Genomic DNA, 12,063 nt, shown 5'->3' with positions numbered 1-12,063 from the left:
TCAGTCCAGGCGGACCCGCTGCCCGCTGTCGGCGCTGCGCCGGCCGGCTTCCAGCAGCTGCATGACCGCCAGCGCCTGTGCCGCCGATACCGGCGGTGGCGCCTCGCCGCGCATCGCATCGCGCAGGGCCGCGTAGCAGCAACGGTAGTCGCCGCGTTCGTTGGCGATGTCGCGCTGGTGCATGCGGCCGTCGGCATCGAGCGTGGTCAGGCGGCCCGGCAGCGGGTCCACGCCCCAGCCGTCGCTGCCGGGCAGGCGGCCGTCGCGCAGTTGCGCTTCCTGCACGTCCAGCCCGTGCTTGAGGTAGCTGCCGGCGCTGCCGTGCACGGCGAAGCGCAGCCGGTGGTCGGCCACCAGCGAGCCGGCATGCAGGAAGGCGCGGTGGGCGGGGTAGTGCAGCACCGCGTGGAACCAGTCGTCGGAGCGCGCGCCCGGACGCTGCGCCATCAGGTCGGCCTGGATCGCCAGCGGCGGGCCGAACAGCTGCAATGCCTGGTCCAGCAGGTGCGGACCCAGGTCGAACCACAGCCCGGCGCCGGGCTCGCCGCTCTCGCGCCAGCGGTCGCGCGGCTGCGGCCGCATCCGGTCGAAGTGCGAGTGGAACTCGCCGATCCGGCCCAGCGTGCCTTCGGCGAGCAGCCGTTGCAGGGTCAGGAAGTCGGCGTCCCAGCGCCGGTTGTGGAACACGCTGGCGATGCGTCCGGCGCGGCGCGCGGCCTCGATCACGGCCCGCGCCTCCGCCGAGGTGACCGTGAACGGCTTGTCCACCAGCACGTGCTTGCCGGCGGCCAGCGCCGCCAGTGCGAGCGCGGCATGGGTGCGGTTGGGCGTGGCGATCACCACGCCGTCCACGTCCGCGTCGGCCAGCATGCGGTCGGCGTCGTCGACGATGCGGGCGTCGGGGAAGTCGGCGCCCGCCAGCGCCTGCTGGCCGGTCACGATGCCGTGCAGCCGCAGTCCCGGCGTCTGCGCGATCAGGGGCGCATGGAAAGTGCGTCCGGCGAAGCCGTAGCCCACCAGGGCCAGGTTCAGGGGCGGCGGCATGCCGGTCTCCGAGGCGGTTCAGTGGCCAGTATCGGAACTCGCCCATGTCTGCGCCAGCACCTGAACCTTTCACGGTGTGGTGATGCCGTGCCGACGCGGCCTGTATGCGTGGCCCCGGACACTGGCGTCACACACACGGAAAGGAGAACACACCATGAGCAAGCGCTACTCTTCCCGCAACCTGCTGGCTTCCGCGCTGGCGTTGGGACTGGTGCTGGGCGCCGGCCCGGCGCTGGCCAACGACCCGCCCACGGACCGCACCGCAGGCGAGTCGCGGGAGCCGGTGAGCGACAGCTGGATCACCACCAAGGTCAAGGCCGACCTGCTGACCACGCGGGACGTATCCGGCACCGAAGTGAAGGTGGAAACGGTCAATGGTGTCGTCACCCTGAGCGGCGACGTCGACAGCCAGGCCGAGCGCGACCGCGCGGTCGCGGTGGCCACGGGCATCGAAGGCGTGCAGCGGGTGGACGCCTCGGGGTTGAGGGTGGTCCCGACGCGCTAGTGCACGATGGCGGGAGATGAGGCGGCAGGCGGAATGCCGGTCGCAGGCAGGCGCGCCCTTCGGGGCGCGTTTTTTTGTTTGCCCTACAACTCGGAAAGCTCGCGACCGATGGCTTGAGACCACGCCGTCGCGACCCCGGGCACCAACGGGATCGCACGTGTGGGGCCACCCGCGCTATACCCGCCTTCACGACAATGGGACACTGTCTGGCCCATTGTGTTCAGCTATGTGTCCGGCGCGGCCGTGGGCCTCTGAACGATTCAGGGTGACGCCAACCGGCCCGCGGACCGCACGCGTATTGTTGTGGAGAGACGAGGGGGAGCATGCGGACATCTTTCACCGACGACGGCTGGGATCGCTGGCGGCTGCTGATCCTGGCGGCGGCCGCGGCGCTGATCATCGTGGTGCCGTCGCTGACATTGCAGCGGCTGTCGCGCAACAGCCTGGATGCGGCCAACTGGGTGGCCCATACCCAGGCAGTGGGCGCGAGCCTGTACCGGCTGCAGGCCGACGTACGCGACGTTGAATCGGCGGCGTTGACCCTGTCCAAGGGCGTGGACACGCCGGAGCTGCGCGAGCGCCTGAATCAGGCCGACGGCATCAAGCCGATCCTGCGCGAACTCACCGGGCTGCTGCAGGACAACCCGGAACAGCTGATCCGCATCGGCCGCATCGAATCGGTGCTCGAGCGGCGCATGGCGCTGGCCAGGGAAATCGCCGCCACCGAGGATTCGCCGGAGCAGCGCCAGCTGGTCGCGGAAATGACGCTGCGCTATCCGATCCGCGGGCTGGTGGAGGAACTGCAGGCTGAGGAGGAGGCAATGCTCGAGCAGCGCAGCGCAGCGTCCGCCCACCAGCGGCAGCAGGCCAGCCTGGTGTCGTGGACCTCGCTGGCGGTACAGCTGTTGCTGCTGGGGCTGGTGCTGTGGCTGCTGAAGCGGCAGATCGGACACCGGCTGGCGGCCGAACGCTTCTCGCTGCGGGCCAGCGCCCGCGCCACCTCGATACTGCAGACCGTGCGCGAGCCGATCGTGCTGCTCGACAACGAGCAGCGGATACTGCTGCACAACGCCGCGTTCTCGGAAATGTACGGGCTGGAGCCGGACGCCCAGCGGCGGCCGCTGCAGGAGATCGGCGACGGCGCCTGGAGCGATCCGATGATCCACCAGCGGCTGGCCGACGTGCTGCTGCGCGGCCGCGAGCTGTGGGACTACGAGCACGAGCAGCGCGGCGCCGACGAGGTGGCGCGCACGATGCTGATCAACGCCCGGCGCATGCCGCTGCCCGACAGCGACGACGAGGTGGTGCTGATGACGGTCAGCGACATCACCGTGCAGCGTGCGGTGCAGCAGCGGGTGGAGGAGCTCAACCGCCAGCTCGAGGGCAAGGTGGACCAGCTGTCGGAGGTCAACCGCGAGCTGGAAGCCTTCAGCTACTCGGTCTCGCACGACCTGCGCGCGCCGCTGCGGCATGTCGCCGGCTTCTCCGACAAGCTGGCCAACCACCTCGGCGACGACGCCGACGAGAAGACCCGCCACTACCTGCAGGTGATCGGCAGCTCGGCCCGGCGCATGGCCGCGCTGATCGACGACCTGCTGGTGTACTCGCGCCTGGGCCGCGGCGCGATGCGCATGCAGGCGGTGGACATGCAATCGCTGGTGGCCGACACCCGCGCCCTGCTCGACGCCAACCTGCTGGCCGAGGCCGGGCCGGACGCGCCGCCGCGCCGGGTCGAATGGAGCATCGCGCCGCTGCCGATCCTGGTGGCCGACGAGAACATGATGCGGCAGCTGTGGCTCAACCTGCTGGGCAACGCGGTCAAGTACACCGCCGCGCGCGATCCGGCACGGATCGAGGTGGCCTACCGCCAGCTGCCCGACGGCAGCCACCAGTTCAGCGTCCGCGACAACGGCGCCGGCTTCGACATGGCTTACGCCGGCAAGCTGTTCGGCGTGTTCCAGCGACTGCACAAGGCCAGCGAATACCCCGGCACCGGCATCGGCCTGGCCAGCGTGCGGCGGGTGCTGATGCGCCACGGTGGCCGCATCTGGGCCGAGGCCACGGTTGACCAGGGCGCCACCTTCCATTTCATACTTCCGCCTGCGCTCGACGCGCTCAACAAAGGGTCCGCCGCATGACGTCGCTCCGTACCATCCTGCTTGCCGAAGACAGTCCCGCCGACGCCGAGATGGCGATCGATGCCCTGCGCGACGCCCGCCTGGCCAATCCCATCGTGCACGTGGAGGACGGCGTCGAGGCGCTGGACTTCCTGCTGCGCCGCGGCGCCTTCGCCGATCGCGAGGACGGGCTGCCGGCGGTACTGCTGCTGGACATCAAGATGCCGCGCATGGACGGGCTGGAAGTGCTGCAGCGCATCCGCGCCGAGGAGGAGCTCAAGCGGCTGCCGGTGGTGATCCTGTCGTCCTCGCGCGAGGAGAGCGACCTGGCGCGCAGCTGGGACCTGGGAGTGAACGCCTATGTGGTCAAGCCGGTGGACGTGGACCAGTTCTTCAGCGCGGTCAAGACGCTTGGCACGTTCTGGGCGGTGATCAACCAGGCTCCCGAACTCGAGTAAGGCGACATGCCGAACAAAGGCGCTCCGCTGGGCCTCCTGCGCATCCTGCTGGTCGAGGATTCGCCGGAAGATGCCGAACTGATGTGCGACCAGATGCTGGAGGCGGGCCTGGAGGCCAGCTTCCAGCGCGTCGACAGCGAATCCGGGTTGCGCGCGGCGCTGCAGGACTTCGCCCCCGACATCGTGCTGTCGGACCTGAGCATGCCGGGCTTCTCCGGCTACGAGGCGCTGCGCATCCTGCGCGAATCGAACCCGGGCACGCCCTTCATCTTCGTCTCCGGCACCATGGGCGAGGAGAACGCGGTCGAGGCGCTGCACCAGGGTGCGCAGGACTACATCATCAAGCATCACCCCGCGCGCCTGCCGTCGGCGGTGGCGCGTGCGGTGCGCGAGGCGCGCGGCCAGATCGAGCGCCAGCAGGTGGAAAGCGAGCTGATGCGCGCGCAGCGGCTGGAAAGCCTGGCGCTGTTGGCGGCAGGCCTGAGCCACGACCTGCGCAACATCCTGCAGCCGCTGCTGATCGTGCCGGAGCTGATGAAGAGCCGCAGCGACGATCCGCAACTGATGCGGCTGGCCGACGTGATCGCCGAGTGCGGCCGGCGTGGCCACGAGATGGCCGAATCCATGTTCTCGTTCGTGCGCGGTTCGCGCCAGCCGAGCGAGCGCATCGAGGTGCGGCGGCTGTTCCAGACGGTGGAGATGCTGCTCAAGGGCAACCTGCCGGCGAACGTGAACCTGCACCTGGAAGTGGACGATCCGGCGCTGGCGGTGGAGGCCAACTACACCGAGCTGCAGCAGGTGCTGCTCAACCTCGCGCTCAACGCGATCCAGGCCATGCCCGACGGCGGCCGCCTGACCCTGTCGGCGGCGCGCGCCGAGGGCGTGGACGGCGACGAGCTGCTGCGCATCCGCGTGGCCGACGAGGGCATCGGCATGGATGCGGCCACGCTGTCGCGGTTGTTCAGCCCGTTCTTCACCACCAAGGCCGATGGCACCGGCCTGGGACTGATCTCCTGCAAGCGCATCGTCGAGGGCTGCCACGGCAGCATCCACGTGGACAGCCAACCCGGCGCGGGCAGCCGTTTCGACCTGGTGCTGCCGATGCGCGGGCGTGCCGCACCGGCACCGGAACGTGCGCCGGCGGTGCCGCTGGGAGCGGGCCAGTCGGTGCTGGTGGTCGATGGCGAAGCGACGCGCCTGTCGCTGCTGGGCAATGCCCTGTCCAGCCAGGGCTACCGGTTGCAGCTGGCATCCGACGGCGCACGCGCGCTGCGGCACCTGCAGGAAGCCGGCACGCCGGCGCTGGTGATCGTGGACAGCGGCATCAAGTTGCTGTCGGCGCCGCGCCTGCTCGGGGAAATGGCCGCGCTGGGATACCGCGGCCCGGCGGTGATGCTGGAGGATGCGGCCGCGCCGCTGCAACGCGCGCGCTTCCCGGCCAGCATCGAGGTGCACGTGCTGCGCAAGCCGCTGGAGATGCAGCGGGTGTTCCAGGTGGTGGCCGAGGCGCTGGCGCCGGCTTGAGCCGGCAGCGGCGCCGGTCGCCGCTCAGCGGTCGTCTGCCGCCCGCTCCTCCCATGGGAACCGCGGCAGGCTGGCCACCGCCTGTTCCAGCCGGCGCGACCAGTTGGCGTGGATGTCCGCGTACAGCGGGGTGTCGGCCGCCAGCCGCATCTGCTGGCTGATGCGCAGGTCGCCGTTGCGCACCAGCGCCAGGTCCAGCGGCAGGCCGACCGACAGGTTGGAGCGGATGGTCGAGTCCAGCGACACCACCGCGGTGCGGGCGGCATCGTCGAGCCGGGTGTGCGGACGGATGATGCGGTCCAGGATCGGCTTGCCGTACTTGGATTCGCCGATCTGCAGGTAGGGCGTTTCCGGCGAGGCGGAGATGGCGTTGCCCAGCGGGTAGATCATGTACAGACCCGGTTGCTCGCCGGCGATCTGGCCGCCGAGGATCAGCGAGGCCTGGGTGTTGATGCCGCTGTCCCCGTCCTTCTTCGTCGCCTTGACCTGGCTGTCGACCAGCATCTGGCCGACATGCCCGGCCGCTTCGAACAGGTGGCGGAAGCCGCGCAGGCCGCCGCCATCGTCGGCATCGCGCCGCAGCCGCGCGACCAGCAGCTGGGTGGTGGCGAGGTTGCCGGCGGCCATCAGCACGAATGCCGCCTGGCCGGGATATTCGAAGACGTGCAGCTTGCGGTGCACGCGGACGTCGTCCAGCGATGCATTGGTCCGCGTATCCGCGGCGAAGACCAGGCCTTCGTCCACCTCGATGCCGACGCAATAGGTCATGTCGGTGCCATATGATGTGCGTCCCGATTCTATGCGGCCCCCCACGGCGATGCCACCCGGCGTGCCGCAACGCCGCGGCAAGCGAAAACCCGATGACGACCGTGCTCCTGAGCCTGGGCAGCAACCTGAGACCGCAACAGCACCTGCATGCCGCGATGGCGGCGCTGCGCGAACGTTTCGGCCCGATCCGGGTATCGCCGGCCTACCGCACCGCCGCGGTCGGCTTCGACGGGCCGGATTTCCTCAACAACGCGGTGGCGCTGGAAACCACGCTGCCGCTGCGGGAGCTGGACGACTGGCTGCATGCGCTGGAAGACGCGCACGGCCGCGACCGCAGCGGGCCGCGCTTCAGCGACCGCACCCTGGACATCGACGTGGTGTATTACGGCGACCTGGTGGTGGAAGGGCCTGGCCACCTGCGCATTCCGCGGCCGGAGCTCAAGCATGCGTTCGTGCTCAAGCCGCTGGCCGACATCGCCCCGGATTTCGTCGACCCGGTGCGCAGGCTGCCGTTGAGCGCGCTGTGGCGGGCGCATCCGCAGTACGACGAAACCTTCGAGACGCTGGAGCTGCTGCCCTGAGCCGTGTAGGTGCGCTGTTTCAGCTCAGCGTGCGACCGCCGTCCAGGCGCAGGGTGTGGCCGGTGACGTAGCCGGCGTCGGCCAGCAGCCAGCGCACCGCCTCGGCGATTTCCTCCACCGTCCCGGTCCGCGCCAGCGGCGTGCGTTCCAGCAGCGACTGCTTGGCGCTGTCGTCCTTGCCCTGTTCCGGCCACAGGATCGCGCCGGGGGCGACGGCGTTGACCCGTACCCGTGGCGCCAGTTCCAGCGCCAGCGAGCGGGTGAGCATCTCCAGCGCCGCCTTGGCCGCGCTGTAGGCCGGATGGTTGCGCAGCGGCTGGCTGCCGTGCAGGTCGGTCAGGTTGACGATGGCGCCGCGCTGCCGGCGCAGGTGCGGGGCGGCGGCCTGGGCCAGGAAGAACGGCGCGCGCGCGTTGACCGCGAACAGGTCGTCCCACTGCGCCGGCGTCGCCTGTCCCAGCGGCGTGGGATAGAAGTTGGAGGCATTGTTGACCAGCGCGTCGAGCCGCTCGAAATGGCCGACGCACTGCTCGACCAGGTCGGGCAGCGCGTCGCTGTCGCGCAGGTCGGCTTCCAGCGCCAGCACGCTGCCCGGGCGCGCGGCTTCCAGTTCGAACGCCAGCGCCTGCAGCTCGCCGCCGGAGGTGTGCGCGTGCAGCGCCAGCCGGTAGCCGTGGGCGTGCAGGTGGCGCGCGATGGCGGCGCCGATGCGGCGCGCGCTGCCGGTGACCAGGGCCACGGGTGAGGTATCGGTCATCTGCTGTTTCCTCGCTCGGCTATGCTGTGCATTGTCCACAGATTCCGCCGCGCCATGCATTCCGACCTGCCCACGCCCGATCCCGAGGCGCTTGCCCACAGCGAGCAACTGGCCGCGCACCTGCGCGCCGACATCCTCGCCAACGGCGGCGCGATGCCGTTTTCGCGCTTCATGGAGCTGTCGCTGTATGCGCCCGGCTGGGGCTACTACAGCGCCGGCGCCAGCAAGTTCGGCGCCGCGGGCGACTTCGTCACCGCGCCGGAGTTGGGGCCGCTGTTCGCCGCGACCACCGCCAATGCGCTGGCGCCGGTGATGCAGCAGCTGGGTCCGCAGACGCGGATCCTGGAACTGGGCGGCGGCAGCGGTGCGTTCGCCGAGGTCCTGCTCAAGCGGCTGCTGGAGCTGGACGCGCTGCCCGAGCGCTACGCGATCCTGGAGCCCAGCGCCGACCTGCGCGAGCGCCAGCGCGAGCGGCTGGGCAAGTCGCTGATCCCGCCGGTGTTCGCGCTGGTGGAATGGCTGGACCGGCCGTTCGCGGACGAATGGGACGGCGTGCTGTTCGCCAACGAGGTGATCGACGCGCTGCCGACGCCGCGCTTCCTGTGCCGCGACGGCCAGGTCTACGAGGAAACGGTGGAGCTGGACGGCGACGGGCAGTTCGTCCGCGGCGCGCAGCCGGCCGATGCGATGCTGGCGGCCGCGGTGCGGCACATCGAGCATTACCTGGAGACGCCGTTCGCCGAGGGCTACCGTTCCGAGGTGCTGCCGCAGCTGCCGTACTGGGTGCAGGCGGTGGCCGGCGGCATGCAGCGCGGGGCGATGCTGTTCGTCGATTACGGCTATCCGCGCAGCGAGTACTACCAGGCCGGGCGCGACGACGGCACGCTGCGCGCGTTCTATCGCCACCGCGTGCACAACGACGTGTACCGCTGGCCCGGCCTGCAGGATCTGACCGCCTCGGTGGACTTCACCGCGCTGGCCGAGGCCGGCACCGGTGCCGGTTTCGAACTGGCCGGGTACTGCACGCAGGCCAACTTCCTGCTCGGCAACGGCTTGACCGGATTGCTGGAAACCGCCGAGACCCGCACCGACGAAGTGGGGCGGATGCGCCTGCGCGAACAGGTGAAGCGGCTGACGCTGCCGACCGAGATGGGCGAGCGCTTCCAGGTGATGGGCTTCGCCCGCGATGTCGATTTCGCCGCGGCGTTCCTGCTCGGCGACCTGACCTGGCGGTTGTGAGCATGGCGCTCAAGCCGCTGCGGCGGCCATGGCTGTGGGCCGGGCTGTGGTGGTGCGCGGTGCTGGTGGTGATCGCGGTGTGCCTGTTGCCGCCACCGCCGATGCCCGAGCTGCCGCGCAACAGCGACAAGGTCGAACATTTCCTGGCGTACTTCGTGCTCGCCGCCAGCGCCGTGCAGCTGTGGCGGGGCTGGCGGTCGCTGGCCCGGGTCGCGCTCGGACTGGTGGCGATGGGCGTGGGCATCGAATGGGCCCAGGGCGCGCTGACCGAGGCCCGCCTGGCCGATCCGGTGGACGCGCTGGCCAACACGTTGGGCGTGGTCGCCGGCATGGCCACCGCGGCGACGCCGCTGCGCGACCTGCTGCTGCGGCTGCAGCCGCAGCGCTGAGACCGCCGAAGGTGGCGGCGCTGCGCCGGTGGCCGGATGTGTCGCCGTCGCCGTCGTCGCGATGCTTGCTGCGCGAGGTGTCGCCGCGACAGGGGGGGGGCGCGCCGGGCCCGGGTATCGCGTCGAGTGGATCGTGCAGGCGGCCTTTCCGGTCGATGGCGGCGGTTCGACGCGTCGGCCCCGACGCCGATGAGGCCCGCTGTTCCCATGAGACGCCGTTCAACGGCCACATGACTGCCCCGGCGGCCCGAAGCCTTCTTTTCCCGAATGGAAGTCGCTGCGCCCCCGCCAGTGCGGGGGCGACAGCGGTGTCGCTGGCGGCGCTTATTCCGGCTGCAGCGTCACCCGGTTGAGCACCCACATCTGCGGGCGGGTATCGCCGCTGAAGGTCATGCACAGGTCGGTGCGCTCCGCGGCGGTGGCCGATAGCGGCGCTTCCAGTTCGACGAAGCCGTCCGCGCCGGGCTGTGCGGGCAGCGGTACCGAGGCCAACACCGGGCCTTCGCAGCCGGCGCGTACTTCGAACTCGCCGTGTTCGGCGACCGGCTTGCGGTAGCGGCGCGCGGCTTCCTCGTCGCGCAGCAGGCCGAAGTTGTAGGGCAGGCGGCCGGCGCGCACCTTGACCGAGGCGATGCCCTCCAATTGCGCGCCTTCCCACAGCCAGCACGGATAGAAGATGCTCACGTCGAAGCTCTCGCGCGGGCCTTCCAGCGGGTTGTCGTCCTCCAGCCGCAGCACCAGGCGTCCGGAGTCCGGGCATTGCGACAAGGTCTTGTCGCTGCGGGTGAGCAGCGAGGCCGCATCCAGCGTCCAGGCGCTGGCGCGGTCGGCCAGCGGCTTGCCGTCGAAGAACGCGGCGGCCTTCAGCTCGGTCGGCACCTGCAGCGTCAGCGGCGCGCGATAGGCCGGCGACTGCGCGGTGGGCGCGCTGCCGTCGGTGGTGTAGCGGATGTCGGCATAGCCGAGCGGGTTGGACAGTTCGATGCCGACGGTGTTGCCGATGCGGTCGTCGTGGCGCTGCATCGCCACCGACAGCGCGGTCTGCGCATACGGGATGCCGAGTGCGCGGTAGCGCTGCAGCTGCGCCGGCAGGCGTGCCAGGAAGTCGTCGTAGTCCTTGCGCTCCAGCGGCGACCAGGCGATTTCCGCCAGTGCCGCCATGCGCGGGAAGATGTTGTGCTGGACGCGCTCGAACAGCCGCATGTGCTCGGTCCAGACGTTGGCCTGCACGCCGAGCACGTGTTTCCTCTGCGCCTGGGTCAGCGCTTCCGGCACCGGGTCGAAGGCGTAGATCTTCTGCATCGGGGTGAACTTGGGCCGGCCCGGCGGTTCGTCCGGCAGGTCGGTCTGCAGGAAGTCCAGGTACAGCGTGTGGCCGGGCGCCATCACCACGTCGTGGCCGTGGGTGGCGGCCTCGATGCCGCCCTCGGTGCCGCGCCAGGACATCACCGTGGCCTGCGGCGGCAGTCCGCCCTCGATGATCTCGTCCCAGCCGATCAGCTTGCGGCCGCGGTCCTCGAGGAATGTTTCCAGCCGCTTGAGCATGTACGACTGCAGCGCTTCCTCGTCCTTCAGGCCCAGCTCGCGGATGTGCGCCTGCACCTGCGGCGAGGCCTGCCACTGGTACTTCACCGCCTCGTCGCCGCCGATGTGCACGTACGGGCCGGGGAACAGTTCGAGCACCTCGGCCAGGATGCCTTCGAGGAACTGCAGCGTCTCCTCGCGCGGGTTGAACAGGTAAGGGTTCACGCCCCAGTTGTGCGAGGGCTCGGTCGGGCCGTCGACCACGCCGTGCTCCGGGTATGCCGCCACCGCCGCCTGCGCGTGGCCGGGCACGTCGATCTCGGGGACGACGGTGATGTGGCGGGCGGCGGCATAGGCCACCACGTCGCGGATCTGTTGCTGCGTGTAGTGGCCGCAATACAGGTTGGACGAGCCATCGGCCTTGCGGCCGGCATCGCCCTGCGGCACGCGGCAGCCGCCGATTTCGGTGAGCTTCGGGTAGCGCTTGATCTCGATGCGCCAGCCCTGGTCGTCGGTCAGGTGCCAGTGGAAGGTGTTGAGCTTGTGCACGGCCATCGCGTCGAGCAACGACTTGACCTGCTCCACGCTCCAGAAGTGCCGCGCCGAATCCAGCATCAGCCCGCGCCAGGCGAAGCGCGGCGCATCGTCGATGCGCACCGCCGGGACCGCGATCGGCGCGGTGTCGCCCGGCGTCATCAGCTGCAGCAGGGTGACGGCGCCATAGAACAGCCCGGGGGCGTGGCCGGCGCTGACGACGATGCCGTCGGCGCCGACGCTCAAGCGGTAGCCCTCGGCCGGATCGCCGTGGCGTGCCGGGTCGAGCTCGAAACGGATGGCGCCGGCCGCGGGCGGGGCATCGCCGCTGGCGACCGCCAGCTCGAGCGCAGTGGTGCGGGCCAGCAGTGCCGAGAACTGGCCGGCCACGGTGCGCGCGGCATCGCCGTTGCCGTACACGGCGGTGTCGCGGTCGACGACGAAGCCGGCGGCAGTGGACTCGACATGGGCAGGCAGCGGGATCACCGATGCGACCGGATGCGCCGGCGCGGCGCCTCCGGCGACAGCGGCGCCGGAAAGCGCGAGCAGCAGGCCGCCGCTCAGCAGCGTGCGGAGGGGAGAATTCGGGCGGTAACGGATCATGGTCTCTCCACGGAAGCGGG

Annotated in this window: 11 protein-coding genes; 7 read left to right on the top strand and 4 right to left on the bottom strand. The window is 70.4% G+C overall.

Annotated elements, in window-relative coordinates:
- Complete coding sequence (locus OK345_RS03755; RefSeq protein WP_265126567.1) at positions 1–1,044, bottom strand: oxidoreductase; 1,044 nt, start codon at positions 1,042–1,044, stop codon at positions 1–3.
- Positions 1,045–1,198: 154 nt separating this feature from the next.
- Here OK345_RS03755 and OK345_RS03750 point away from each other — a divergent pair, with 154 nt between their 5' ends.
- The 4 genes from OK345_RS03750 (at position 1,199) to OK345_RS03735 (ending at position 5,648) form a co-directional block, all read left to right on the top strand.
- Positions 1,199–1,549, top strand: a complete 351-nt coding sequence (locus OK345_RS03750; RefSeq protein ID WP_265126566.1) for a BON domain-containing protein — start codon at positions 1,199–1,201, stop codon at positions 1,547–1,549.
- A gap of 323 nt (positions 1,550–1,872) precedes the next feature.
- Positions 1,873–3,687, top strand: coding sequence for a sensor histidine kinase (locus tag OK345_RS03745; protein ID WP_265126565.1), 1,815 nt, complete (start codon positions 1,873–1,875; stop codon positions 3,685–3,687).
- Complete coding sequence (locus OK345_RS03740; protein WP_265126564.1) at positions 3,684–4,124, top strand: response regulator; 441 nt, start codon at positions 3,684–3,686, stop codon at positions 4,122–4,124. Before OK345_RS03745 ends, OK345_RS03740 begins: the two co-directional genes overlap by 4 nt.
- A gap of 6 nt (positions 4,125–4,130) precedes the next feature.
- Positions 4,131–5,648 (top strand): response regulator, encoded by a 1,518-nt coding sequence (locus OK345_RS03735; RefSeq protein WP_265126562.1) that lies wholly within the window; start codon positions 4,131–4,133, stop codon positions 5,646–5,648.
- A gap of 24 nt (positions 5,649–5,672) precedes the next feature.
- Here the strand turns inward: OK345_RS03735 and OK345_RS03730 are convergent, their stop codons facing one another.
- Positions 5,673–6,416 (bottom strand): proteasome-type protease, encoded by a 744-nt coding sequence (locus tag OK345_RS03730; RefSeq protein WP_265126561.1) that lies wholly within the window; start codon positions 6,414–6,416, stop codon positions 5,673–5,675.
- A 92-nt stretch (positions 6,417–6,508) separates the two neighbouring features.
- On the opposite strand from OK345_RS03730, the gene folK reads away from it, so the two are divergent.
- On the top strand, positions 6,509–6,997 hold the full coding sequence (gene folK / locus OK345_RS03725) for a 2-amino-4-hydroxy-6-hydroxymethyldihydropteridine diphosphokinase (RefSeq protein ID WP_265126560.1): 489 nt from the start codon (positions 6,509–6,511) through the stop codon (positions 6,995–6,997).
- A gap of 19 nt (positions 6,998–7,016) precedes the next feature.
- Here the strand turns inward: folK and OK345_RS03720 are convergent, their stop codons facing one another.
- Positions 7,017–7,754, bottom strand: coding sequence for a pteridine reductase (locus OK345_RS03720; RefSeq protein WP_265126559.1), 738 nt, complete (start codon positions 7,752–7,754; stop codon positions 7,017–7,019).
- A 54-nt stretch (positions 7,755–7,808) separates the two neighbouring features.
- On the opposite strand from OK345_RS03720, the gene OK345_RS03715 reads away from it, so the two are divergent.
- Both OK345_RS03715 and OK345_RS03710 read left to right on the top strand, forming a co-directional pair.
- A complete protein-coding gene (locus OK345_RS03715; RefSeq protein ID WP_265126558.1) occupies positions 7,809–8,993 on the top strand; it encodes a class I SAM-dependent methyltransferase in 1,185 nt (394 codons plus the stop codon).
- A gap of 2 nt (positions 8,994–8,995) precedes the next feature.
- Positions 8,996–9,382 (top strand): VanZ family protein, encoded by a 387-nt coding sequence (locus OK345_RS03710; protein WP_265126557.1) that lies wholly within the window; start codon positions 8,996–8,998, stop codon positions 9,380–9,382.
- Between the two features lie 324 nt (positions 9,383–9,706).
- Here OK345_RS03710 and OK345_RS03705 read toward each other — a convergent pair whose 3' ends face one another.
- Complete coding sequence (locus OK345_RS03705) at positions 9,707–12,043, bottom strand: beta-N-acetylhexosaminidase (RefSeq protein ID WP_265126556.1); 2,337 nt, start codon at positions 12,041–12,043, stop codon at positions 9,707–9,709.
- Positions 12,044–12,063 lie beyond the last annotated feature (20 nt).

The organism is Xanthomonas chitinilytica (assembly GCF_026107455.2).
Taxonomy (GTDB): Bacteria; Pseudomonadota; Gammaproteobacteria; order Xanthomonadales; family Xanthomonadaceae; genus Stenotrophomonas; species Stenotrophomonas chitinilytica.
Note: the sequence above shows the minus strand (reverse complement) of the source record. Positions and strands in the feature narration are given on the sequence as shown.